The 24,190-nt window shown below is 69.8% G+C and carries 19 protein-coding genes and 1 pseudogene; 10 read left to right on the top strand and 10 right to left on the bottom strand.

The window, feature by feature from the left end; translation table 11 throughout:
- Window position 1 precedes the first annotated feature (1 nt).
- Window positions 2–220, bottom strand: a pseudogene (locus QMK34_RS23360) (alkaline phosphatase family protein); the annotation flags it as partial.
- Between the two features lie 292 nt (window positions 221–512).
- On the opposite strand from QMK34_RS23360, the gene QMK34_RS23355 reads away from it, so the two are divergent.
- Window positions 513–2,270 carry a ricin-type beta-trefoil lectin domain protein gene (locus QMK34_RS23355; protein ID WP_326416377.1) on the top strand — a complete coding sequence of 586 codons (1,758 nt, stop codon included), beginning with the start codon at window positions 513–515 and terminating at the stop codon, window positions 2,268–2,270.
- A 397-nt stretch (window positions 2,271–2,667) separates the two neighbouring features.
- Window positions 2,668–4,842, top strand: a complete 2,175-nt coding sequence (locus tag QMK34_RS23350) for an RICIN domain-containing protein (protein WP_326416376.1) — start codon at window positions 2,668–2,670, stop codon at window positions 4,840–4,842.
- Between the two features lie 60 nt (window positions 4,843–4,902).
- Here QMK34_RS23350 and QMK34_RS23345 read toward each other — a convergent pair whose 3' ends face one another.
- Together QMK34_RS23345 and QMK34_RS23340 are read right to left on the bottom strand one after the other, a co-directional pair.
- Window positions 4,903–5,454 carry a M15 family metallopeptidase gene (locus QMK34_RS23345; protein ID WP_326416375.1) on the bottom strand — a complete coding sequence of 184 codons (552 nt, stop codon included), beginning with the start codon at window positions 5,452–5,454 and terminating at the stop codon, window positions 4,903–4,905.
- 197 nt (window positions 5,455–5,651) lie between these two features.
- Entirely contained in the window at window positions 5,652–6,011 is a 360-nt protein-coding gene (locus QMK34_RS23340; protein WP_326416374.1) for an excisionase, read from the bottom strand.
- Between the two features lie 68 nt (window positions 6,012–6,079).
- Between QMK34_RS23340 and QMK34_RS23335 the strand changes: the two genes are divergently transcribed.
- The 3 genes from QMK34_RS23335 to QMK34_RS23325 all read left to right on the top strand — a co-directional run bounded on the left by QMK34_RS23335 (window position 6,080) and on the right by QMK34_RS23325 (window position 9,041).
- Window positions 6,080–7,060, top strand: a complete 981-nt coding sequence (locus QMK34_RS23335; RefSeq protein WP_326416373.1) for a Clp protease N-terminal domain-containing protein — start codon at window positions 6,080–6,082, stop codon at window positions 7,058–7,060.
- A gap of 96 nt (window positions 7,061–7,156) precedes the next feature.
- On the top strand, window positions 7,157–8,269 hold the full coding sequence (locus QMK34_RS23330) for an FAD-dependent oxidoreductase (protein WP_326416371.1): 1,113 nt from the start codon (window positions 7,157–7,159) through the stop codon (window positions 8,267–8,269).
- Window positions 8,270–8,537: 268 nt separating this feature from the next.
- Window positions 8,538–9,041, top strand: a complete 504-nt coding sequence (locus tag QMK34_RS23325; protein WP_326416440.1) for a DinB family protein — start codon at window positions 8,538–8,540, stop codon at window positions 9,039–9,041.
- 72 nt (window positions 9,042–9,113) lie between these two features.
- Here QMK34_RS23325 and QMK34_RS23320 read toward each other — a convergent pair whose 3' ends face one another.
- The gene (locus QMK34_RS23320) at window positions 9,114–9,716 is read right to left on the bottom strand and encodes a TetR/AcrR family transcriptional regulator (RefSeq protein ID WP_326416370.1); all 603 of its coding nucleotides are present in this window, start codon (window positions 9,714–9,716) and stop codon (window positions 9,114–9,116) included.
- A 100-nt stretch (window positions 9,717–9,816) separates the two neighbouring features.
- Between QMK34_RS23320 and QMK34_RS23315 the strand changes: the two genes are divergently transcribed.
- Together QMK34_RS23315 and QMK34_RS23310 are read left to right on the top strand one after the other, a co-directional pair.
- Complete coding sequence (locus QMK34_RS23315) at window positions 9,817–10,758, top strand: alpha/beta fold hydrolase (protein ID WP_326416369.1); 942 nt, start codon at window positions 9,817–9,819, stop codon at window positions 10,756–10,758.
- A gap of 206 nt (window positions 10,759–10,964) precedes the next feature.
- On the top strand, window positions 10,965–11,297 hold the full coding sequence (locus tag QMK34_RS23310; protein WP_326416368.1) for a hypothetical protein: 333 nt from the start codon (window positions 10,965–10,967) through the stop codon (window positions 11,295–11,297).
- Here the strand turns inward: QMK34_RS23310 and QMK34_RS23305 are convergent.
- From QMK34_RS23305 to QMK34_RS23285, 5 genes are read right to left on the bottom strand one after another with little or no spacing between them, the layout of a single operon-like run.
- Window positions 11,281–12,534, bottom strand: a complete 1,254-nt coding sequence (locus QMK34_RS23305) for an MFS transporter (RefSeq protein WP_326416366.1) — start codon at window positions 12,532–12,534, stop codon at window positions 11,281–11,283. The two genes, QMK34_RS23310 and QMK34_RS23305, sit on opposite strands and share 17 nt — an antisense overlap.
- Window positions 12,531–14,054 carry a GMC family oxidoreductase gene (locus tag QMK34_RS23300; RefSeq protein ID WP_326416364.1) on the bottom strand — a complete coding sequence of 508 codons (1,524 nt, stop codon included), beginning with the start codon at window positions 14,052–14,054 and terminating at the stop codon, window positions 12,531–12,533. Before QMK34_RS23300 ends, QMK34_RS23305 begins: the two co-directional genes overlap by 4 nt.
- 30 nt (window positions 14,055–14,084) lie before the next feature.
- On the bottom strand, window positions 14,085–15,305 hold the full coding sequence (locus tag QMK34_RS23295) for a beta-ketoacyl-[acyl-carrier-protein] synthase family protein (protein ID WP_326416363.1): 1,221 nt from the start codon (window positions 15,303–15,305) through the stop codon (window positions 14,085–14,087).
- Window positions 15,302–15,553 carry an acyl carrier protein gene (locus QMK34_RS23290; RefSeq protein ID WP_326416361.1) on the bottom strand — a complete coding sequence of 84 codons (252 nt, stop codon included), beginning with the start codon at window positions 15,551–15,553 and terminating at the stop codon, window positions 15,302–15,304. Before QMK34_RS23290 ends, QMK34_RS23295 begins: the two co-directional genes overlap by 4 nt.
- A gap of 55 nt (window positions 15,554–15,608) precedes the next feature.
- A complete protein-coding gene (locus QMK34_RS23285; protein WP_326416360.1) occupies window positions 15,609–16,634 on the bottom strand; it encodes a beta-ketoacyl-ACP synthase III in 1,026 nt (341 codons plus the stop codon).
- 203 nt (window positions 16,635–16,837) lie between these two features.
- Between QMK34_RS23285 and QMK34_RS23280 the strand changes: the two genes are divergently transcribed.
- Window positions 16,838–17,350 (top strand): MaoC family dehydratase, encoded by a 513-nt coding sequence (locus QMK34_RS23280; RefSeq protein ID WP_326416359.1) that lies wholly within the window; start codon window positions 16,838–16,840, stop codon window positions 17,348–17,350.
- On the opposite strand, the gene QMK34_RS23275 is transcribed toward QMK34_RS23280, so the two are convergent.
- Complete coding sequence (locus tag QMK34_RS23275; protein ID WP_326416358.1) at window positions 17,309–18,124, bottom strand: AfsR/SARP family transcriptional regulator; 816 nt, start codon at window positions 18,122–18,124, stop codon at window positions 17,309–17,311. The two genes, QMK34_RS23280 and QMK34_RS23275, sit on opposite strands and share 42 nt — an antisense overlap.
- Before the next feature lie 480 nt (window positions 18,125–18,604).
- Between QMK34_RS23275 and QMK34_RS23270 the strand changes: the two genes are divergently transcribed.
- Together QMK34_RS23270 and QMK34_RS23265 are read left to right on the top strand one after the other, a co-directional pair.
- Window positions 18,605–19,399, top strand: coding sequence for a DUF5829 family protein (locus tag QMK34_RS23270; protein ID WP_326416439.1), 795 nt, complete (start codon window positions 18,605–18,607; stop codon window positions 19,397–19,399).
- Between the two features lie 28 nt (window positions 19,400–19,427).
- Window positions 19,428–24,190, top strand: a 4,763-nt coding sequence (locus QMK34_RS23265; RefSeq protein ID WP_326416357.1) for a non-ribosomal peptide synthetase, incomplete at its 3' end; no start/stop codon positions are given.

Genomic DNA, 24,190 nt, shown 5'->3' with positions numbered 1-24,190 from the left:
ATCACCCGGTCTTGCTGGGCTTGCCGTTCTCGTAGCGGCCGGTGAACCGGCGTTGGAAGGCCGGGTCGCCGGTGGTGGTGGCGGTCAGGTCGTACCAGCCGTCGAACGAGTCGAAGTTCCAGGATTCGCTGTCACCGAAGCCGCGTACCCCGCTCATCGTGCCGTAGCAGTGATCGAAAGACCGGTTCTCCTGCATGAGCACCACGACGTGCCGCACGTCGGCCAGGGCAGGAACACTATCTGTACGTTAGTGTTCAAAACACGGCCTTTAGTAGCATCATTTTGCACTCTTGATCTGTCATGGTGGGCTGCGAGTCGAAGGTCGACGCGGGACCTGGAGCAGCACGTTTCGAGTGCGAGGGACACGTCGACCCTTGACTCCCGATGCTGCCCCTGGCAGTGTCTGCGCACTACTGATTGAAGTAAGCAGATATCAAGCATATTTGTTCACTACTCGCCCTGTGAGGTGTTGGATGAGACCGCATCGTCGCGTTGCCCTCCTACTGACGGCGGTGACCATCACCGCCGGGCTGACCGTGCTGGAGCCGCTCGGCGCCGTGGCGGACACCGTCGCCGCGAACACCAGCACCCCGATCGGTGCCAAGCCGATGATGGGCTTCAACAACTGGGCCCGGTTCACCTGCGCGCAGCAGGCCCGGCTCGACGGCACCCGCACCGGCTATTCGTTCCAGCAGTTCATGCAGGATCAGGCCAAGGCCATGAAGGACACCGGGCTGGTGGCGGCCGGGTACACCAACCTCACCGTGGATGACTGCTGGATGCAGCGCTCCGACGCCGGTTACCTGCACGGTGCGGCCAAGTGGGGCGGAGGCGATCAGCCCGGCTTCGACTGGGAGCTCACCGACTACGCCCAGTACGTGCACAACCAGGGCATGCAGGCCGGCCTCTACAGCACCTCCGGGGTCAACACCTGCCAGGGCGTGCCGGGCGGAGTGATGGGACACGAACAGAGCGACGCGACTTCGCTGGCCTACTGGGGAATCGATTCCCTCAAACTCGACAACTGCGGCACCACGTCGGCCAACCGGCAGCAGGAGTTCACCACCACGGCGAACGCGCTGAACGACGCGACCCGCGACAACCCCCGCAAGATCCTGTTCAACGAATCCGCCCCGGCCGGTTACAGCCCCAGTGACAGCGAGAAGTACCGCACGATGGACTGGGTGCGCGGGCTCGGGCAGATGTGGCGGGTCAGCCCCGACATCGCCGTGTGGCACGACCCCGCCGCCTCCGCGTGGGACTGGCCGCACGGCGGCGACTACTACGAGGGCGGTGTGCTGCAGAACCTCACCGACACCGTCGCGCTGGGCCGCTACAACGGCTCGGGCAACCACAACGACGCCGACATGGTGCTCATCGGTGACAACAAGCAGCTCACCCCGGCCGAGCAGCGCAGCCAGTTCGCCCTGTGGTCGGCGATGGGATCGCCGCTGATGATCAGCACCGACGTGCGCAAAATGGCCGCCGACCCGGTCACCTACGCCCCGCAGCTGAACATCCTGAAGAACAGCGACATCATCGCCGTCGACCAGGACACCACCGCCGGCGGCTACCTCGCCTCCCAGCAGGGAATGAGCGCCGGTTCCGGGATCGAGGTCGTCGTCAAGCCACTGGCCAACGGCTCGCGCGCGGTGGTGGTGCTCAACAAGAATTCGTCCGCCGTCTCCTACACGCTGGACCTGGCCCGCGCCGGGTTCGCCGACCCTGGCTGCACCCACGGTGCGAAAAACCTGTGGACGCACGCCACCAGTTCGGTGACCGGCTCGATCACCACCACTGTCGGTGTCCACGACAGCGCGATGTACGTCATCGATCCCGGCACTTGCGGCGCGGCCGCGCCGGTCGGTCAGATCCAGGCCGCGCAGCCGTCCTTCCAGGTATCCGGGTACTGCCTCGACGCCTACCGCGGCGCGACCAGCGGAGCCACGGTCGGACTCTACGGTTGCACGGGCAACGCCAACCAGCAGTGGCGACGTCAGGCAAACGGGCAGATCGCCTCGCTGGCGGACGTCGGGCTCTGTCTGTCAGGGGAAACCTCCGGCCTCCGGTTGCGCACCTGCGCCAATGGCGACGCCAAGCAGCTCTGGACCTACAACCGGGCGGGCCAGCTCAAGGCGAACGGTCTGTGCGCCGACATCCACGGTGGCGCGCTCGGCGACGTGAACGCGGCGGTGGCCACCTACTCCTGCGGCAGTGACCAACCCAACCAGACCTGGAGCGCGCCTTTCAGCACCCCACCTGTCCCCTAGCGTCCTCGGCGCGGGCGCTGACCGGTGAGCGCCCGCGCCGCTACGCCGCCGAATAGGCAACTCTTGCTGACGCGATGAGATGCCAGGCCCGGCCATAGTCGGCTCATGACCTCGAAGGACCAGTGGTCAGCACAGTGACGGCGGCAGACGGCCACTGCTGGCGAAGGTCGCGAGAGGAGATCGGAGGGCGGGCCATGACTGTCCAAACGGACACCGGCGGAGCGGACCGACTTTATGCTTGAAAATGTTTGAAATTATTGACTTGCAGACATTTTGGTGCATAAAGTCTGCGCTCAACCCACCCGGCCGGTGCCTGCCTCACGTTACGGAGTTCGCGATGTGTCGTCTGTCTGTGGTAGCCAGGCCCTTCGCGCGACGCCGGAGGGGTGCGGCCCTCATGATCACGGCACTGGTGGCGGTCGGTGTGCTGGCTCCACCGGCCGCTTGGGCGGCACCACCGGCCGCCGACTACACGATCACCGTCGACGCGACGAAGGCGTACGCGTACCCCACCGACACCCCGGCGGCGCCCTACCTCGACAAGGACGGCACGTTCTACTTCCAGCAGTCCGAGGCCAACTACGGTGTCCAGTCGAATCGGGTGTGGGACTTCTACACCGGCAAGGACTTCGACTCCGCCACCAAGTCGGCCAGCATCAGCAACGCGGTGAATCCGGCCAATCCCCAGGACAAGAACAACGACACGACCTGGCGGTGCAACAACAGCCCCACCGGCCGCCAGGCCACCGACCCGCCCGCGGGTTCTGGCTACTCGCAGAAGAACTTCTGCGACCTGGTCGGGGTCTGGGTCGATCCGGACACCGGCGACTGGTACGGCCTGGTGCACAACGAGTTCACCCCCGAGCCGTTCGGCGCGAACTCGTTCTCGCACTACGACGCGATCGACTACGCGACGTCGACGAACCAGGGAAAGACGTGGACCATCAAGGACCACGTCATCACCTCCCCGCACAGCACGGCTCGCGGTGACACCACGGCGTTCCCGAACGAGACGTTCGACTACGGCGACGGCGACCCGCGGCTGTTCGTCGACCAGGCGTCGGGATACTTCTACGTCTACTACGCCTCCCGGATCGTTCCCAAGGCGGGCACGCCGGGCAAGTTCACCGGCCTCGCGCATGTCGCCCGCGCGCCGATGTCGTCGAAGCTGGCGACCGGCTCCTGGTCCAAGTGGTACGACGGTTCCTGGTCGCAACCCGGGGTGGGCGGCCGGGAGAGCAACATGGTCCCGGCGACCTCGTCCGCCCCGTCGGGCTACACGCCCGTGGCGAAGGACTACAACCCCGCCGACAAAGGCTCGGTGGACGAGCAGATCGCGGCGGGCACGGTACCCGTGAAGTCGGACCTGTTCGTCATGAACATCGCCTATGACGCCCACCTCGGCCTATACCTCGGTGAACCCGAGGCCGTCTCCGGAGCCGCGCCGCAGCGGTACTACGTGACCGACAACCTCGCCACCCAGCAGTGGCACCTGATCGGTGACTCCGGCGCCTACAAGTCCGAGTCCTGGTACCGCTGGTTCCTGGACGGGGCGAACAAGACGAACTCCATGATCATCGGCAAGACTTTCCGGTCCTACTGCGCCTTCTCCTGCGCGACCTCCGACGGCGAGTACGCCACCGAAACGATCACCTCCACCGCACCCGCTGGTTCCCCGCTCGATCCCGCGAAGACCTACCGCATCGGCAGCGGCGGCGGACGGGTGTTCGCCCAGGTGCAGGGCGGTTCGGCGACCCAGTCCCTGTCCGCGCCGACCGGTTCCGCACTCGAGGCGTGGTCGTTCGACGGCAACGGCGACGGTTCCTACCGGATCACCAACGCCGCCACCGGCCGTCTCCTGGGCGTCGACTCCACGTCGATCTCGCAGCGGGCCTGGGGAACCAAGCCGACCGTCACCGCGTCCGGACCGGGCGGGCCCACCCCCGGACAGCAGTGGTTCGTCCTGGCGAACACGTCGCAGTCGGGCACCTACCGGCTCGTCAACCGGTACAGCGGCCTGGTGCTGGGGCTGTCCTCGGCGCAGGACCGGTCCGCCGAGACGACGCCCACCAGGTCCTGGACCGACACCTCCGGTAACCCGGTCGGCGGATCGCGGAGCGCGGCCGAACAGACCCTGACCCTCACGGACGCGGGTTCCCCGGCCAACCTCAACGGCACACACACGGTTTCGGCTTCCGGTCAGGCGCTCGACGTGCCGGACTTCTCCACGAGCGCGGGGACCCAGCTCGACACCTGGGCGCCGAACGGTGGAGCGAACCAGAACTGGGTGTTCACCCGGCAGGCTGACGGCTCATACACGATCGCCAGCGCGCACTCCGGCCTCTGCATGGACGACGACGGCGGCTTCACCACCCCCGGGACCGCGGTGATCCAGTGGACCTGCACCGGCGGCGACAACCAACACTGGACCGTCGCGGCGTCAGCGGGCCGGTACACGATCACCAATGTCCATTCGGGACTGCGGCTGACCACGGCCTCGACCGCCGATGGGGCGCTCGTCGCGCAACAGGAGAACACCGGCTCCGCACTGCGGCAATGGACAGTCAGCTGACGGCGGGCGCACGCGAGGCGCGGCTACTTCCGGAGGGAATTCCTGTTCCGGGATAGGCGGTTAGCCGAGCTCTCTCGGTCCGTAGCGGGCTTCGGCGGCGTTCGTCGCAAGGGCCCAGTAGCGGTCTCCATACGACCAATGCCACCACTCGGTGGGGTAGTTGACCAGTCCGGCACCGGTCAGCGCGGTGCCCAGGACGTGCCGGAGCGCGCGTGCTTCCTCGGTGATGGTGGCGGCCTGGGTGTAGCAAGCACCGGCGCTGTCCTCCGGTGTCGCGTTCATGCGGGTGCCGAGGTCGAGTTCGCGGCCGTCGGCGTCGGCGAGGGTCAGGTCGACGGCGGCTCCCGCGCTGTGCGGCGCGATCTCCGGTGGGGACACGTAGCGGCTGGCGGCCGACCGGATGCGGCCGGGGGACCAGTCCGGGTGTTCGGCCCGAAGTTTCGCCGCGTACTCCTCGAAGTACCGGCGCTGCAGGAACGGCGGTCGGTACCCCTCGACGAACAGCAGCCGCCTGCCCTCAGGCAGCGAGGCCTCCGCTGCGAGGAGCCGGTCGAGCACACCTTCCCGCAGGTAGGTGTAGGCCTCGGCGGAATCGTGGCTGTTTGCGCGCATCGACCAGCAGCGGGCTGTCCCGTCGCACGTCCACGAGCCGTTCGCCGCATTCGGCGATCGGGACGGCCGCGACCGTCGGGTCGGACATCAAGACGATCTCGCTCATGCGTGGACTATTTCGCATGAGCGTCGTTCGCAGGCGGATCCGGCGACGGTGACACCGTTCCGGACCGAGGACGCGGTGCTGCTCGCGCCGGTCACTTCCGCTCCAGCGCGGCCAGCCGCAGTTCAAGCTGGTCGACCCGGTGCCGTAGCAGGGTGACCTGGGCTTCCAGGCTGACTTCCCGTTCCGCCCTGCGCTGAATCCGCGGCGACGTGGCGGCGCGCTCGATCACCGCGTCCAGCCGCACCAGGCGCTGCGGCCCGTGCGGGCCGTCCACCAGCCGGGACTGGATCTCGCCGTTGCGGTACCAGGACCGCAGGGCCGAGCGGGACACACCGGTCTCGGCCTCCGCCTTGCCCAGCGTGACCCAGGGTGTCTCGTCCAGCTGCTCGAACAGTTCCAGCTCATTCTGCCAGCGCGCGAGCCGGTCCTCCCAGTCCGACGGTGTCTCCATCACACCCTCCCTTCAGTGGGGTCACCATATCAATAACAGTGTATTGACATGGTTGCGACCATGGAACCATGCCTTTTGAAAAGTTCACGGTGAAAGCACGCCAGGTGGTCGTCACGGCTCAGGAGGAGGCGAGGCTGCTCAAGCAAAACCACATCGGCACCGAGCACATCCTGTTGGGGCTGCTCGACGCGCCGGACGGGATGGCGGCGAAAGTCCTGCACCAGCTCGGGTACGACAAAGAGACCGTGCGGATCGATGTCAACGCGGTGGTCAAGCCCGGCACGGACGAGCTGCGCGGCCATATCCCGTTCTCGCCGCGCGCGAAGAAGACACTGGAACTCGCCCTGCGCGAGGCGACACAGCTGAACCACAACTACATCGGTACCGAACACATCCTGCTCGCCCTGGTCCGGGAAGGCGGGGGCGTCGCCGCGATGGTGCTGGCCGAGCGGATCAATCCGATCAGCAAGATCCGTGCCGCGGTGCTGGCGGCATTGGCGGGATCGCAGGACGACGCGGCCGGCCGATGGCCGGTCGGCACCCCCGCCACCGAGGACACCGTGTCCACCGCCAGCGCGCTGGCCGGTGGCGCATCGGTCGGCAGCCATCACCTGCTCGAGGCGATGCTGCGGACGGAGAACAGCATGGCGGCCAGGGTGCTGCGTGAACTCGGGGTCGACCCGGACGCGGTCGCCGCCAAGATCGACGAACTGGATCCGGAGACGACCACGGACGCGAACCCGGAGGAAACCGCCGCGCGCAAGATGGAAATCCGGCTGGTCGACGACGAGGTGCAGCTGATTCTGCGGGACCCGACCACGGTCACGATCGCCAGGAAGGTCATCGAGCTGTCCGATGGCCCGATCCAGGGTGTCGGGCCGGTCGCCGGTCTGTTCGTCCCGCTCTGGCGGTCGACCAACCAGCTGCTGCAGCAGATCCTGCGCGTGCTGGAACCGGAACCCGACGAAGAGGGCGGATCCGACGCGAGCAGGGTCGCCAAGGTCGTGCGCACGGTGCTCGCGCCCCGGCTCCGCCGTCGAACCGGCTGATCAGCGTGCCGGAAACCGCCCGTGGGATCGGTGAGTCCGGCGCGCACCGCGGCGCGATGTCCCGTGAGCGGACAACACAAGGAATCGGAGGCAACCATGACCATCGCCATCGTCGGAGCCGGCCTGGGCGGCCTGGCCCTTGCCCGGCTGCTGCACGTGAACGGCATCGACGCCGTCGTGTACGAACGTGAACCTTCGCGCGGCGCGCGCGGTCAGGGCGGCATGCTCGACATCCACTCCGGGCAGCGGGCGCTGCGCGAGGCAGGCCTGATCGACCAGTTCTCCGCGATTGCCCGTGGCGCAGGCCAAGACATGCGGCTTCTCGAGCCGGACGGCACCCTGCTGCTTCAGGAGGACACGCCCGAGGATGCCCCGCTTGAGCGACCCGAGGTCGACCGCGCCGATCTGCGCAACCTGCTGCTGGACTCTCTCCCCGAACACACGGTGCGTTGGGGGCACGCCTTCGAATCCGCCGACAACGGCCTGCTGCACTTTCTTGATGGACGCAGCAGTGTGACGTACGACCTGCTGGTCGGCGCCGACGGCGCGCAATCCCGGGTCCGCGCGTTGCTCACCGACGCCCGCCCGGCGCACATCGGCCAAAACGTCGTCGAGCTCGGCATTCCCGACATCGACCACACCCACCCCGACCTCGCGGCGATGGTGGGGCGCGGCAACTACTGGGTGCTCGGCAACGGAAAATCCCTGGGGGCGCAGCGCAACGGCGACGGCCGCGTCCGCATCGGCCTCAGCTTCTACAACACCGCCGAGGACTGGTTCGCCACCAGCGGGATCCCGTTCGACGACCCGGCGGCCGTCCGGGCGCGGCTGATCGAGGAGCTGGCGGGCTGGGACTCACGGTTCATCGCACTGATCGCGGCCTGCGACGACACGGTCTCGCCACGGTCGATCACTACACTCCCGGTCGGCCTGACCTGGCCGTCGACGCCAGGCGTCACGCTGCTCGGCGATGCCGCGCACCTGATGCCGCCGGTGGGGGAGGGGGCCAACATGGCCCTGCTCGACGGCGCCCTGCTCGGTCTCGCGCTGGCCGCGCACCCGGACGACTTTCCCGCCGCCGTCAAAGAATACGAACACGAGATGTTCGAACGCACCAGCGCCGCCGCCCGGATGTCCGCGGACATGCAGGAATTGCTGATGTCGCCGGACGCCAGCCGGAGAATGCTCGAGTTCTTCCAACCGGGCTGAACGCGGCCAAGCAACCGGTCGCCCGGCCGGCCAGCTTTCCGCGGGCACTGGCCTCGGCAAGGTCATATGATAATCTGCGATACAGCGTCAGTGACTCGTTCGAATCCTGACCTCGGCTGCGATGTTTCTGTCTGCCCGCATCGGCACACTCCCTGTACATCAAAGCGGTGAGCGCGTTGACACGTTCCCCCGCTCGTTGCAGCCGACCACGCCGACCGAGGCAGGATCACGCAGACCCTTGGCCGCGCCGGAGAATGGAGTGAAACCTATGAGCACCAACAGAATTGCCACTGGCGCCGAGCGGGCGATCATCGAGGACATGCTCGATCGCAACCGCGAAGCCCTGATCGAGACCGCCCGCGGCCTCTCCGACGCCGACGCTCGCCGACGACTCGTCCCGTCACTGACGACACCGATTTCCTTGATCAAGCATGCCGCTGGCGCCGAGCGGATCTGGTTCCAGCGATTCTGGGCCGGTCTCGGCGAGTCCGAATGCGACGGATACTCGAACCGGGACGAGGGCACGTTCACGGTCGCGGACGACGAACCCCTGGCCGAGGTGATCGCCGAGTTCGAGCGGGCAAGCCAACGATCACGGGTGATCGCCGCTCGCTTCACCCTCGACGACACCAAGGACAACCCCCGTGAAGGAACAGTCAGCATGCGATGGACCCTGCTCGCCATGATCGAAGAATTCGCCCGGCACGCAGGACACGGCGACATCCTTCGTGAACAGATCGATCGGATCCCCTCTCCACGGCCAAACCCGTGAAATTTGGCTGGGCAAGATGGGCGCTGGCTGGCGGAAATCGCCAGCTGTCAACGGATCCGGAGTCGATACAGCTCAGGTGCGGGTGAACAGCTGGTCGAGCCGGTAGTCGATGAGATCGGCCGCCTGCTGTGGGCCGTAGGCGCGCACCAGGATTCCGGTGAGGAGCCCCGCGGACATGGTCGCGAGGCCGTCCGCCTCCATGCGGGGGTCCAGGTGGGCCGGGACCCGGCGCGCAACCTGGGCACGCCGGAGTTGTTCGGTGAGGGCGAGCACCAGATGGGGCACAAGCGCTTCCTGGTCGGGAGCCTGGGCGCCGCGGGTGACGTCGACGGCGAAGTAGGCGATCTGGACCGCGCCCAGCATTCGGCCGCGTTCGTCGGACGGCAGGACGCCGGTCAGGTACGCCCGCACCACCGCTCGTTCGTCACCGGTCTCCAGTGCCGGGGCGATGACCTTCCCCGCGCGCTCGGCGGTCAACTCGACGATCCGCTGCCAGGCGAACCGCAGCATTTCCTCCTTGGTCGGGAAGTAGTACTGGACCAGGTTCATCGAGATGCCGGCTTCCGCGGCGACCGCACGCAACGTGACCGCTTGCAGGCCCTGCGCGGCGGCGATCCGGAACAGCGCTTCCGTGATCTCGCGCCTTCGTTCCTGGTGGTCAACACGTTTCGGCACGCGGTCACTCTGCCATCCCGGTGCCGGACCGCCACACCCTGGCCAGGATGCTCACGAACCGTTATAGTGCAAGCGCACTACAAAAACTGAGGAGGGGCAGATGCTCGGGGAGTTCACTGATCTGAGAGCAAGGGAGCGTTACTTCGCCGCCTACGACGCCGTACTGCGGAAGTGGCCGGTCCCCGCCGACGAGCTGGACGTCGGCACTGGGTTCGGGCCGACCCGCGTCCGGCGATGCGGTGCCGGGTCCGGCCCGCCGATCGTGCTCCTGTCCGGCGGGATGGGCACCTCCCTGTCGTGGTACCCCCACATCGCCGATCTGGCAGGGCGGCACCGGATCTACGCCGTCGACTCGATCGGCGAACCGGGGCGCTCGACGCACACCCGGCCCATCCTGACGCCCGAAGACTGCACGGACTGGCTCGGCGAAGTCGTGGACGCCGTCCTGGCCGACTCCGGCCACGAGAAGGTTCATCTCGCCGGTGTGTCCCGTGGCGGCTGGCTCGCGCTGAACCTCGCCGCCCGGTCGCGCGGACGGCTCGCCGGTGTCGTCACGTTCGAAGCATCCGGATTCGGGGTGATCGGCAACAGTTTCATCCGCTGGAGCCTCGTCGAGATCCTGCGCTGGCTCATGCCCCTGCCGATCCTCCGCCTGATCAGCATGGGCGACGCGACGGTGCGGCACACCATGCGTCCCCTGCTCTTCGGCGGCCTGAAGTACCGGCAGCACCTGCCCGAGCAACGCCTGTTCACCGATGACGACCTGCGCTCGATCGACGTGCCCACCCGGATCGTCGTCGCCGAACGCAGCGTCATCCACAACGCCCGCGAGGTGGCCGCCCGCGTCGAGCCGCTCAACCCGCACATCCGGGCCGAAATCGTACCCGCAACCAGCCACGGCCTGTCCCTCGAGAGGCCCGAACTCGTCACTGCCCGAATCCTCGAGCTCACCCAGGAAAACCACGCGGACATAGCGGACTCGGTTGTCCACGGCGATGCGGAACGCCTTGTCGAAATCGACCGTCTGCCGGACCTGACATAAATTCCAGCTTGCCGACCGATCCATTTTTTTGCTGTGCCGGGCTCGCGAACTTCGAGTTCGTGGTCGTCGAGGTTGCACCTCCATCACCCGCAATGCCGACGCCAATAACAGGAATACACCAACGAGCGTCGTGATTAACCCGAGGTCACGCGTCTCCGGCTGATCCTCCTTCGTCGGCACCGCGTCCGCGACAGATGTTTTCGGCGTTGCCGGTGTTCGGCGCCGTAGCCATGGCGACCGATACGATGCCGTTCACCCAGGAAACAATGCCTACATCGACGTCTGCTGGACATCCGCGGGCAGCGGTCAACTCTGCGCCCGCTACCGCCTTGTCCGGGCTCAGCTACGACGTCGACGGCAACACCTCCGGCTGGAAAACCGCCGACGGCAGTGTCACGACGTTGCGCTGGGACGGCTCCGACCACGACATCGGTGCCCAGCCCTGCGGCGGTGGCCGAGGCACCAACCGTCGCCTGCCCTGGCCTGCGACAGGTAGTCGCGTGGAACCGCTCGATCAGGCCGTCAAGCGACCGACTTGATCCGGTGCACCAAAACCGCGCCGAGCAGCGCCACAACAGCGCTGAAGGCGAACAGGGCGGGATAGCCGCCGAGGCTGGTGACCATGACGGCGGCCACCGTGGGGCCGAGCACGTGGGACAGGGCGTTGGCGATGTTGATGACGCCGAGGTCCTTGCCGCGTGTGGTGGCGTCCGGGAGCACCTGCGTGATCAGTGCCTGATCCACCGAGACGTAGCCGCCGTAGCCCACGCCCAGCAGCGCGGCCGAGACGAGGGTGAGCTGCCAGGTCGGCCAGAGGATCAGCACGACCGAGGCCGCCGCGATGGTCAGCCCGGCGGCGCTCACCAGTACCTTGCGCCTGCCGAGCCGGTCGGACACCCAGCCGCACAGGAAGGCGGACAGGACGATACCGGCGCTGTAGATCAGGATCAGCAGGAGCAGGCCCTGTTCCGCGCGGTGCCCGGGGAAGAGGCGCTCGTAGTGGATCTCGTCGCGGAGGAAGTACAGCAGGAACACTGTGCTGGTCGCGTTGCCGAGCTGGAACAGGAGCCGGGTCAGCCAGGCGTAGCCGAAGTCCGGATACCGGCGGGGATCGACCAGCAGTGACCGGAGGAAACCGCCCGGCCGGAAGCGTTTCGAGGGCCGCTCGGCGGTGGTGTCGCGGGGTGTCAGCAGGAACGGCACGGTGGCCAGCAGCAGGAGTGCCGCGAGCGCCGCGTAGCCCGTGCCGCCGGTGATCAGCACGGTGACCAGCACCGTCCCGGCCAGGGTGGCGATCGGCTGGGTGGCGCCGAGCCAGGCGCTGACGATCCCGCGCTGCCCGACCGGCACGCGGTCGGGCACCTCGGCGACGAGTCCGGCGAGCATCGCCGCCAGGCCGCCCTGGACGACGGCCCAGCCGAGCGCGACTCCCGCCACACTCGACTGGCCGAACAGGAACAGCAGCCCGGCCGCGCCCACCACGGCACCACCGGCGACCCAGGGCCGTCGTGGCCCGAAGCGCGACCGCGTGTGATCCGACAGCGCACCTGCCAGCGGGCTCACGACCAGCGCGACCAAGGCGCCGAGACCGGTCACCAAGCCGAGCGCGGATTCCTTGCCGGTCGGGGTGATCGTGGCCAGCTGCTGGGCGAGCAGGACCTGGACCGGGGTGTAGAGCGCCATCCACATTCCCAGGCTGGACACCGCCAGCCCGCCGATGTAGCGCGCGCCGACCCGCGGCCGCGGGTCGGCCGAGGGCTCCGCGCTCGTCGTCATCCCGGGCTGCCCAGGAACGAGGCGGCCTGTTCGCCGACGAGCAGGGCGGGGGCGTGCGTGTTGCCCGAGGTGACGCTGGGGAAGACGGAGGCGTCGGCCACCCGCAGCCCGTCGATCCCGTGGACCCTGAGGCGGGGATCCACCACGGCGTCGGCGTCGATCCCCATCTTGCAGGTGCCCGCCTGGTGGTGATAAGTCGACACGGTGGCTCGCAGGTAGCGGAGCAGGTCTTCGCCGCTGCTGGCTGGCCCGGGGTGGAGCTCGCGTGAGCCCCACTCCTCGCGCAGCACGCGCGCCGCTCCCAGTTCACGGCACAGCTCGACGCCGGCGAGCAGGGCGGCGAGGTCCGCGTCGGTGCCCAGGGTGTTCGGGTCGATGTGCAGCTCGTCCTCGACGTCGGGGCCGCTCAGCCGGATCGAGCCGCGGCTGCTCGGCCGGATCAGCCCGGCCTGCAGGGTGAAGCCGTCCGGTGGGCCGGATTCCCCTGGCGGGTAAAGGGGAACCGGGAAGTGCAGCGGCTGGATGTCGGGCACCGGCAAGCCCGGCCTGCTGTGCCAGAACAGGTGTGTCTGGGCCGGGCCGAGCCCGGCCGACGGACGCCCTGGGGAACGTTCGGTGCCGAACACCACCGGCACCAGCACGTGATCGTGCAGGTTGCGCCCGACCCCCGGCAGCTGCGTGGTGACCTCGACCCCGGCCGACCGCAGGTGTGCCGCGTCGCCGATCCCCGAGAGCATCAGCAGTTTCGGCGACTCGATCGCGCCGGCGCTCACCACGATCTCCTCGGCGGACGCGCGCTCGACCCGCCCGTCGGCGATCCATTCGACCCCGGTGCACCGCCCGCCCCCGAGCAGGAGCCGCCGTGCGCGGGCGCCGGTGACCACGGTCAGCTCGGGCTGGTCGAGCACCGGGCTCAGGTACGCGGCGGCGGCGCTGGCGCGGCGCCCGCCCGCGATCGTGAACTGGACCCGGGAAACCCCGTCGGGCACTCCGGAGTTGTAGTCGGGGTTGAACCCGATGCCGATCTCGACCGCCGCGTCGATGAGCGAGTCGTGGATCGGGTCGGTGGCGTACTTGCTCAGCACCGGCAGCGGACCGCCGGTGCCGTGCAGTTCGCTCGCCCCGGCGTCGAAGTCCTCGATGGCCCGGAACACCGGCAGCACGTCGTCCCACGACCAGCCGTCGTTGCCGAGGTAGGCCCAGTGGTCGTAGTCGGCCGCCGCGCCGCGGGTGTAGATCATCGCGTTGAGCGAGCTGGACCCGCCGAGCACCCGCCCGCGCGGCCAGTGCAGCCGCCGTCCCAGCGCGTGTTCCTGCGGCGCTGTCCGGTAGGCCCAGTCCCGCTCGCCGAACCACAGTTCGCCGAAGCGACGGGGGTCGTGGATGGCCTCGTCGGTGTCCCGCCCGCCCGCTTCCAGCAGCAGCACGCGTGCGCCGCGGTCGACGAGCCGGCGGGCCACCACACAGCCCGTGGAACCGGCGCCCACGACGATCACGTCGTAGCTGATCTTTCCGGTCACGAATGCGCTCCCCGTCAGGTAGAAGTGAGGTCAGGTGGTGAACACGAGCACGGCGTTCTGCCCGCCGAACCCGAAGGAGTTGGACACGGCGACCTCGGTGCGCTGCCGCCGGGCCTGGCCGGTGACGACGTCGAGCTCGACCTTCGGGTCCTGCGCACGGAGATTGGCCGTCGGCGGCACGGTCGAGGTCTCGATCGCGAGCACCGTCAGCGCCGCTTCGATCGCGCCCGCCGAGCCGAGGGTGTGGCCGAGCACGCCCTTGGTGGAGGTCACCGCGGCGCGCGCGCCGACGAGGTCGTGCAGCACCTTGCTTTCCGCCGCGTCGTTCAGCGGGGTCGAGGTGCCGTGCGCGTTGACGTGGTCGACCTCGTCCGGGCCGACCCCGGCCTGTTCGAGGGCTCCGCGCAGGGCGCGGCGCACCGAGATTCCCTCGGGATCGGGCTGGGTCATGTGATAGGCGTCGGCGGTGGCGCCGTAACCCGCGAGCCGCGCGCGGACGCGGGCACCGCGCGCCCGCGCGTCGTTTTCCCGCTCCAGCACGAGGATGCCGCTGCCTTCCCCGATGACGAACCCGTCCCGGTCGACGTCGAACGGGCGCGAGGCCGCGCCGGGATCGTCCAGCCGCCGTGACAGCGCGCCCATCTGCGCGAACCCGGTGACGATCAGCGGGCTGACCCCCGCCTCACTGCCGCCGGTCACGACGATGTCGCACTGGTCGTCGCGAAGCAGCGCGAGCGCGCTGCCGATCGCCGTGGCGCCGGACGCGCAAGCCGTGGCGGTGACGAAGTTCGGGCCGGTGGCCTTCAGGTCCATCGCCACGTGCCCGGCCACCATGTTCGGCACCAGCATGGGGATCAGCAGCGCGGAGACCGACGTCGCGCCGGTCTCGATCATCTTGTGGTGCTGCGCTTCCCAAGTGGAGACGCCGCCGAGACCGCAGCCCAGCACCACCGCGACCCGGGTGCCGTCCCAGCTCCGCGGGTCAAGACCGGCGTCGGCCACCGCCTCGCGGGCCGCGACGAGCGCCAGCTGGACGAACCGGTCGTGCGCCAGCTTGCTGCGCCTGCCGACCAGCTTGGCCGCGGAGAAATCCGGGACGGTGCAGGAGATGTCGACCGGCAGACCGGCCAGCTGGGGGTCGTGCGCGGCGGTGGATTCGCCCGCGCACACTCCCGACCAGGTCGCGGCCGTCCCGATCCCGGCCGCGGTGACCAGGCCGATGCCGGTGACGGCGACCGGCGCCGGGCTCATGCCGGCTCACCTGCCGCGACCAGCTGCTGGTCGATCAGGTCGGCGACGTGGCCGATGGTGTCGCGCGGGGAGGCGGTGTCCTCGTTGATCGACACGCCGATCTCGGTCTGCACCACGACCAGCAGCTCGACCAGGAACAGGGAGTCCATCTCCAGGTCCTCGAACGTGACGTCCGGGCGGATCTCTTCGGCGTCCACGTCGAAGCGGGTGACCAGCAGTTCGGCGACCCTGTCGTACATCGTGGTCATGGTGTTCTCCTCGTCGTTCGGTTGTTCGCTTGTTCGGACACCCGGCCGTCGGTGGTCACGGGCGGGAGATCTGCGGCCAGGTCAGCACGGTCGAGCCCCAGGTGAAGCCCCCGCCGAAGGCGGTGAGCAGGACGCGTTCCCCGGCGTTGAGCCTGCCCTCGGCGTGCGCGTGGTCCAGAGCCAGCGGGATGGACGCGGCCGAGGTGTTGCCGACCTGCTCGATGTTGGTGACGTTGCGCTCGCGCGGGATGCGCAGGTCGTCGGCGAGCCGGTTGAGGATGCGGATGTTCGCCTGGTGGCCGACCAGGTGGTCGACGTCGCCCGGCTGCCAGCCGGCGCGGGCGAGCACCGCGGTCGCCGACGCCGACATCCGATGCACCGCGTGGCGGAAGACTTCCTTGCCCGCCATGGTGAAGTAGCGGTCCCCGGGTGCGGGGTCCACTCCGGACAGTCGCTCTTCGGCGCCGCCGCCGCGCACGGTGATCAGGTCGGCGCATTCGCCGTCGCTGCCGAGGTCGAACGGTCCGAGCGCGCCCGGCTCGTCCGGCTCCCCGGCGCGGAGCACGACCGCGCCCGCCCCGTCGCCGAAGATCACCGAAGTGGTGCGGTCCTCCGGGTTGAGGATCGAGGAGTAGGTCTCCGCGCCGATCACCAGCACCCGCTTCGCCGAGCCCGAGGCGATGAGGCCGGTCGCGACGGCGAGCGCGTAGACGAAACCGGTGCACACGGCCGCCACGTCGAAGGCGGCGGCACCGGTGAGCCCGAGCTTGGTGGCCACCACCGGCGCGGTGGCCGGGCACGGCCGGTCCGGGGTGGTCGTCGCCACCACCACAGTGTCCACTTCGGACGAATCGGCGGATTTGATCGCCTGCGCACCAGCCCCGACGGCGAGGTCGGAGGTGGTGGTGCCGGCCGTGGCGAAGTACCGCTGCCCGATACCGGTCCGGCTGCGGATCCACTCGTCGGAGCTGTCCAGCCGCGCGGCGAGCACGTCGTTGGGCACCGGCCGCGGCGGAAGGCAGCTGCCGATCCCGCACAGGACGGCGGCACGCGGCCGGTTCCATGGGTCAGGAGTACTCACACGGACCAGCCTGACCGCGGCCGCTGACGGCGGCGTGACTCCGGCTTGACGGCTTGCCGGGGATCAGCCCGCCGTCAGCGGCCGGTCATCCGGGCGCGCGAAACTGATCCTGTCGCCGAGGACCAGCACCATCTACAACGGACAGTGTGAAGTCCCAGTGGCACAAAGATTCCTGTGGGGAAGCAAGGAAAGGCCAGTAGCTGATGAGAGTCTTCGTGGACGTCGGGGAGCTGGTCGCCGCGCAGGGGCAGCACCTCGGCCGCAGCCCGTGGTGCGAGGTGTCCCAGCAGACGATCACCTCGTTCGCCGAGGCGACCGGGGACCGTCAATGGATCCACGTGGACCCCGAACGCGCCGTCACCGGCCCGTTCGGCCGGACCGTCGCGCACGGGTACTACCTGCTCGCCGTGCTGCCCGCGCTGCTCGGCGACATCTTCGAGGTCGAGCGGGCCGGGTCGGTGGTCAACACCGGGGTGGACACGTTGCGGTTCCACCGTCCGGTGCCGGTGGCCAGCCGGATCCGGGCGGCGGCGCGGCTGGCGAGCGTGCGGGTGAGCAGGCGGGGCGTGGCGGAACTCGCCGTGGAGGTGGAGGTGGAGGTGGAAGGCGTGGACGCGCCGGCGTGCACGGCGGTGGTGCACAGCATGATCCGGCCGGTCCGGACCCGGCCGGGCTCAGCCGGTGGCGGTGAGCGGTCCGCGGCCACGCTGGTGTGACCACACGGCGGACTGCAGCGTCAACTCGGGCGCCTGCGCCAGTATCTCCGCGTGCCGACGCTTGAGCGGCAGCCCGGGTTCGATGCCGAGATCCCGGTCCAGCCGCTGCCGCGTGAGCTGGAACAGCTCCAGCGCCTCCGACTGGCGTCCGGTGCGGTAGAGCGCGAGCATCAGCTGTTCGCAGAACCGCTCGCGGCGGGGATGCTGCGCGACCAGCCTGGTCAGCTCGGCGATCGCGTTGCCTTCGTCGTTCAGCGCGAGACGGGCGGTGGCGAGATCCTCCCACGCGGTCAGCCTGCGTTCTTCGAACAACGCGGCGGCGGCCCGGCACCGCAGGCCGTCCCCGGCGTCGAGCAGGGCGGGGCCGCGCCAGAGCTGCAGCGCCGCGCGCAGGAGTTCGAGCGCGCGGGCCGGGTCGGTGTGCAGTGCGGCGGCGCCGTCGGCCGCGAGATCGAGGAACCGGTTGGCGTCCACGCTTTCCCTGGCGACGTCGAGCAGGTACCCGTTGCGCATCGCCCGCAGCCGCGACGCGCCTGGCGCGCACCCCGGTCCGTCGAGGACCTTCCGCAGCCGGGTGGCGTGCGCCTGCAGCGCGTTGCGGGAGTTGCGTGGCGGCCGCCCAGACCACAGCTCGTCGGCGAGAGTGTCGAGGGAAATCGCGTGCCCGGCCTCCACCGTCAGCGCCGACAGCAGTGCTCGCGTCTTGTTGGAGCCGATCGTGCGTTCTTCACCGTAGGTAATGACGGTGACACTGCCCAGGACGTCGATGTGCACGGCACTCCTCGCGGGTGAAAGTGGGTCCCCCAGTATGACCCCACGGTGCCTATCGTCTGTACGTATTTGCGTTCTGTCAAGCGGGGCGTCGCTCGATGAATCGAAGAATGCCCTTTGCGTCAATCTTCCTTGTCCAGGCGGGTCGCACTGCGACGATCGCCGGTTTTCGTTGCGCCGAATATCCCAAGGGAGAGTGGAACATGGCGGTATAGCCGGGCCGACCCAGGGGAAAGGCCGGGTGGATACAGGGATTCCCCTAGTACCTCCCCGGCGGTCGGGTGATGTGAGAATTCGGAGCGCGGTGCGACATTTCGTGCCTGCTGTGACCACTGGTAACTGTAACTACTGGGTAAACAGTGCCGATTCCGGTCGCCGTCGATCTGTTCTCATTATTTTCGAATTCCTGATGTGATCGGAGTGTCCGTGACTCGTTCCGAAAGAACGGCTGGTCCCCGCCCGTCGGCTCGGCTCGACCATGTGATGGTGCTGACCGACGCCGCCGCGCTCGCGGAGATCGCCGGGTCGGGGTTCGTCGACGGCAGGTTCGCCAGGCTGAAGGAGAAGAAGGCCGACAGTTCGGTGGCGGGCAGCTACCGCACGCTCGGCATCGCGGGCGAGAACACCCTGATCGAACTGTTCGGGGGAGAGCTGGCCGGGGGCGGGCTGTCCGGTGGGCTGGTCTTCTCCTTCGAGGAACCGGGCTCGTCGAAGGCCGCGCACGACCTGCTCGACGAGAGCGGTGTCGGCCACCACCACGACCTGGTCCGCCGGAGCGTGCCCGGCGCCGACGAGCAGCAGCCGTGGTACCACCTGATCAGCGTGGGGCTCGGCGACGCCAGCCCGTTCGTGCTCCTGCTCAACGAGGTCACCCAGGAGTACTTCACCTCGCTCGGCGCCGTCCCCGAGGCCGACGGCACGCTGCCGCGTCGGGCCTACCTCGACGCCGTGCTCGGCGGGCCCGCCGAGCAGCCGCGGCTGCTCGAAGACATCACCTCGGTCACCCTGCACACCAGCCCGGACCGGGCCCGCCACATCGCCGACGCGCTCACGCCGTTCGGCTACGAAGAGCGCGAAGCAGGCGACGTGCTCGAAGTCGCCGGGCTGGGCTTCACCCTGCGGTTGCGTCGCGGCACCGCGGACGACGTCGAACGCGTCGCCGAGCTCGGTCTCGCGCTGAACCCCGCCGCGCCGCCGCCCGAAACCCGCGAGTTCCGGTTCGGCACTTCCGAACTCGTCTTCGACACCGCCACCACCGCCCGGTGGATCTTCAGCTAGCGCCCGCCGAAACGGAGCAACGACCGACATGAGGCAGCAAACCGCAGTGTTCCCCGACGTGTTCACCCGCCGGGTGGCCGAGACGCCGGACGCGGTCGCGGTGGACTACGGCGACCGGAAGACGACCTACGCCGAGCTGGCCGATGCCGCCAGAGGACTGGCCGGTGAACTCCGCCGTCGCGGCGTGCGGCCCGGCGAGCTGGTGGGGATCACCGCCCGGCCGTCGGTCGAGCTCGTGATCGGGATCCTCGGCATCGTCGGGGCCCAAGCGGCTTGGCTGCCGCTCGACCCCGGCTACCCGCCGGAGCGCCTGCGTTACATGCTCGCCGATTCCGGCGTCACCCGGCTCGTGGCGGACGACGAGACCGGCCGGGCCATCGGCGGGGACGCCGTCGAGCTCATCCACCCGGACGCGCGCGCCGAGCCACTGCTGTCTGAGCCACTGCCGTCCGCGCCGGTCTCGCCTGGGGATCTCGCCTACGTCATCTACACCTCCGGTTCGACCGGACGGCCCAAGGGCGTGGAGGTCACCCACGGCGGCCTGGCGAACCTGATCGCGGCCCAGACCGGGCTGTTCGGCGCCGGACCGGCCAAGCGGGTCCTCCAGTTCGCGCCGATCAGCTTCGACGCGTCGGTGTTCGAGATCGCGATGGCGCTGGGCACGGGCGCGACGCTGGTCCTCGCCCCGCGCGAGGAGATCGGGCCGGGGCCGGGGCTGGCGGATTTCCTGCGGGACAACCACATCACGCACGTGACTCTGCCGCCGTCGGTGCTCGCGACGCTGCCGCCGGGCGACCTGCCCGAGCTGGCGGTGCTGGTGTGCGCCGGCGAGGCGCTGCCCGAGCACTTGGTGGCGCTCTGGCAGCCGGGGCGGCGGATGTTCAACGCCTACGGCCCGACCGAGACGACGGTCTGGGCCACGATCGCCGAGCTGTCCGGGCCGGGCAAGCCGTCCATCGGCACCGCGATCGCGGGCGCGACCACGGTCGTGCTCGACGAACGCCGCCGTCCCGTTGCCCCCGGCGTCCCCGGTGAACTGGCCGTCGGCGGCGCCGGGGTGGCCAGGGGCTATCTCGGCCGACCCGCGCTCACCGCGGAGCGGTTCGTGCCGCACCCGGTGACCGGGGAACGGCTCTACCGCACCGGCGACCGCGTGGTCGAGGGCGCGGACGGTTCGCTGGAGTTCCTCGGCCGGATCGACGACCAGGTGAAGATCCGCGGGTTCCGCGTCGAACCCGGCGAGATCGCCGCCCGGCTGCGCGCGCACGAGCGGGTCAGCGACGCGGTCGTCGTGGTCCGCGACGACGGCGCCGGTGACGAACTCGTCGCGTATGTCACCGGGCCTGACCCGGACGCCGCGGAACTGACCGTGTACCTGGCGGCCGTGCTGCCCGCGTACCTGGTGCCGTCCGCGATCGCCGTGGTCGCCGAGATGCCGCTGAGCCCGAGCGGCAAGATCGATCGCGCGGCCTTGCCCGCGCCGTCGCGTGGGGGGACGGAGCACGAACGGGTGGCGGCCACCACCCCGACCGAGCGGGCGCTGGCGGGCATCCTCGCCGGGCTGCTCGGTGTGCCGGAGATCGGCGTCACCGACGACTTCTTCGCCCTCGGCGGGCATTCCCTGCTGGCCGGGCGGTTCGCCGCGCGGGTCAGGACCTTGCTGGGGCACGAGCTTTCGCTGGCCGAGTTCTACGAACGCCGGACCATCGCCGCGACCGCGGAGCTGCTCGACGCCACGGTGCCCGCGGGGGTGCTGCCGGTGATCACGGCGGGCGGGGGCGAGCCGGGTCCGGTGCCGCTGTCCTTTCCCCAGGAACGGATCTGGTTCCTGGAACGCCTCGCGCCGGGCAACCTCGCCTACAACGCCCAGGCGACCATCCGGCTGACCGGCCCGCTCGACGTCGGCGCGCTGCGCGACACGCTCACCGAGATCGTCCGCAGGCACGAGGTGTTCCGCACCGCGTTCGTCCCGGTGGACGGGCAGGCCATGCAGCTGGTCCGTGCCCCGGAACCGGTCGAGCTGCCCGTGGTCGACCTCGGCGACCTGCCCGCGGAGCGGCGCGAGGACCGGGCCGAGCAGGTCGTGCGGGAGACCGTCGCCGATCCGTTCGACCTGTCCGCGCCGCCGCTCGTGCGCTGGGTGCTCATCCGGCTCGACGCCACGGACCACCTGCTGGTGCACGTCGAGCACCACCTCGTGCACGACGGCTGGTCGTACGCGCTGTTCCTGCACGAGCTCCAGGCGCTGTACCCGGCGCTGGTCGCGGGCGAACCGTCGCCCCTGCCGCCGATTCCCGTGCAGTACAAGGACTTCGCGCGGTGGCAACGCGAGTGGCTCCAGGGTGACGTGCTCGAGACGTGCCTGGCGCACTGGCGCGGCGAACTGGCGGGCGCCCCGGCGGCGCTGGACCTGCCGACCGACCGCCCACGCCCGGTGTCGCAGAGCTTCGCCGGCGCGGCACTGAACCTGGACCTGCCCGCCGAGCTGTGCCGTCGGCTGAGGGCCTTCAGCCACGCGCACGGCACGACGCTCTACACCACCATGCTCGCCGGTTTCGCGGCCCTGCTCTCGCGCTACAGCGGGCAGGACGACGTCGTGGTCGGCAGCGGCGTGGCGAACCGGCGGCAGGTCGAGATCGAGCCGATGATCGGCATGGTCGTCAACACCCTGCCGCTGCGGATCCGGCTCGACGGCGAGCCGTCCTTCGCCGAGCTGCTCGGCCGCGTCCACGAGACGATCGGGCGGGCCCACCAGTGGCAGGACGTGCCGATCGACCGGCTCGTCGGCACGCTGCCCGCCGCGCACGACCCGTCCCGCAACCCGGTGTTCCAGGCGATGTTCAGCTTCCACGACTCGCCGGTGCCGGACCTGCGGTTCGCCGGGCTGAGCGGGACCGTGCGCGAGCGGCACAACAATTCCGCGAAGACCGACCTCAACGTCGTGGTGATCCCGCGGGCCGAACAGCAGGCCGGGCACGGTGTCGGGGACGCGGCCGCGCCGATCACCATGATCTGGGAGTACGCCACCGACCTGTTCGACGAACGCACCGTGCGCGCGCTGGTCGAGCACTTCAAGGCCCTGCTCTCGGCCGCGCTCGACGAGCCGGGCCTCGGCTTCGCCAGGCTGCCGTTGCTCACCGACGCCCAGAGCGAGCAGCGGGTCGAGGCCACGGCGGGGACGGCCGCCGCGTTCCCCGACGAGGCGAGCATCCCGCGGCTGTTCGCCGAACAGGTCGCCGCGCGGCCGGACGCGGTCGCACTGGTCTCCGACGACGAGACCCTCACCTACGCCGAACTCGCCGACCGCAGCGGGCGGCTGGCGCGGCTGCTGGCCGACGCGGGGGTCGGCCCCGAGTCGCCGGTCGGGGTGCTGGTCGAACGCGGCACCGAACTGCTCACAGTGCTGCTGGCGGTGCTCAAGGCCGGTGGCGCCTACGTCCCGCTGGATCCCGCCTACCCCGCGGACCGGATCGGCCGGATGCTGACCGACGCCGGGGTCGGCGTGGTGGTGACCCGCTCGGCGCAGCGAGGCCTGGTCGGCGGCGCGTCGCCGCGGGTGCTCGCGCTCGACGAACTCACCGACGAGCTCGCGGCCGCCGTGCCGTTCGAGGAAACCGTTACCACCGGGGAAAACCTCGCCTACGTCATGTTCACCTCCGGCTCCACCGGACGGCCGAAGGGGGTGGCTGTCCAGCACCGGTCGGTGGTCCGGCTGGTCCGGGGCACCGGGTATGTCCACTTCGGACCGGAGAACCGGTTCGCCCAGGTCGCCGACGCGTCGTTCGACGCGCTGACCTTCGAGCTGTGGGGCGCGCTGCTCAACGGCGGCGCGGTCTGCGTCATCCCGCCGGATGCCTTGCTGACGCCCGGAGAACTCGGCAGGCGGCTGGCCCGGCACGGCGTGACGACCATGTTCCTGACCTCCGCGCTGTTCACCGAGGTGATGGCCGAGTACCCGGCGAGCTTCGCCGGGCTCACCGAGCTGATGGTCGGCGGGGACGCGCTCAACGTCGGCCGGGTGCGCAAGCTGCTCGACCAGCCGCCGACGGGCCGCCCGGCGCGGCTGGTCAACGGCTACGGGCCGACGGAGGTCACCACTTTCGCGGTGTGCCACCGGATCGACGAGCTCGCCGAGCACGCGCCGTCCGTGCCCATCGGCACGCCGATCGCGAACACGGCCGCGTACGTGCTCGACCCGTACCTGCGCCCGACCCCCGACGGGGTGCCCGGCGAGCTGTACCTCGGCGGCCCCGGGGTGGCCCGCGGCTACGTGAACCGGCCCGCGCTGACCGCGGAGCGGTTCCTGCCCGACCCGTTCGCCGCCGACGGGTCACGGATGTACCGCACCGGCGACCGGGTCCGCACCCTGCCGGGCGGCGCGATCGAGTTCCTCGGCCGGTTCGACGACCAGGTGAAGATCCGCGGGTTCCGGATCGAACCCGGCGAGGTGGAGGCCGCGCTCGCCGAACACCCGGCGCTGGCACAGGTGTCCGTGGTGGCCGAAGGCGAGGGTTCCGCGAAACGGCTCGTCGCATACGTGGTTCCCAAGCCGGGCCAGGAGAACCCGGCGGGGTTGCGCGAGTTCCTCGCCGCCACCCTGCCGCCGCACCTGGTGCCCGCGGTGTTCGTGGAGCTGACCGAGATGCCGCTGACCACCAGCGGCAAGGTCGACCGCCGGGCACTGCCCGCGGTCGGCGACGCCCGGCCCGACGCGGGGGAGTACGTGGCCCCGCGCGGGAGCATCGAGGAGGCCGTCGCGGGCATGGTCGCCGACGCGCTCGGGCTGGACCG

It is taken from the genome of Amycolatopsis sp. H20-H5, from assembly GCF_035828755.1.
In the GTDB taxonomy this organism is placed as follows: Bacteria; Actinomycetota; Actinomycetes; order Mycobacteriales; family Pseudonocardiaceae; genus Amycolatopsis.
Note: the sequence above shows the minus strand (reverse complement) of the source record. Positions and strands in the feature narration are given on the sequence as shown.

Coding starts and splice junctions, on each gene's coding strand:
- QMK34_RS23350 (WP_326416376.1), top strand. CDS start 2,668: ATGATCACGGCACTGGTGGCGGTCGGTGTGCTGGCTCCACCGGCCGCT.
- QMK34_RS23345 (WP_326416375.1), bottom strand. CDS start 5,454: ATGCGCGCAAACAGCCACGATTCCGCCGAGGCCTACACCTACCTGCGG.
- QMK34_RS23340 (WP_326416374.1), bottom strand. CDS start 6,011: ATGGAGACACCGTCGGACTGGGAGGACCGGCTCGCGCGCTGGCAGAAT.
- QMK34_RS23335 (WP_326416373.1), top strand. CDS start 6,080: ATGCCTTTTGAAAAGTTCACGGTGAAAGCACGCCAGGTGGTCGTCACG.
- QMK34_RS23330 (WP_326416371.1), top strand. CDS start 7,157: ATGACCATCGCCATCGTCGGAGCCGGCCTGGGCGGCCTGGCCCTTGCC.
- QMK34_RS23325 (WP_326416440.1), top strand. CDS start 8,538: ATGAGCACCAACAGAATTGCCACTGGCGCCGAGCGGGCGATCATCGAG.
- QMK34_RS23315 (WP_326416369.1), top strand. CDS start 9,817: ATGCTCGGGGAGTTCACTGATCTGAGAGCAAGGGAGCGTTACTTCGCC.
- QMK34_RS23305 (WP_326416366.1), bottom strand. CDS start 12,534: ATGACGACGAGCGCGGAGCCCTCGGCCGACCCGCGGCCGCGGGTCGGC.
- QMK34_RS23295 (WP_326416363.1), bottom strand. CDS start 15,305: ATGAGCCCGGCGCCGGTCGCCGTCACCGGCATCGGCCTGGTCACCGCG.
- QMK34_RS23290 (WP_326416361.1), bottom strand. CDS start 15,553: ATGACCACGATGTACGACAGGGTCGCCGAACTGCTGGTCACCCGCTTC.
- QMK34_RS23280 (WP_326416359.1), top strand. CDS start 16,838: ATGAGAGTCTTCGTGGACGTCGGGGAGCTGGTCGCCGCGCAGGGGCAG.
- QMK34_RS23270 (WP_326416439.1), top strand. CDS start 18,605: ATGGTGCTGACCGACGCCGCCGCGCTCGCGGAGATCGCCGGGTCGGGG.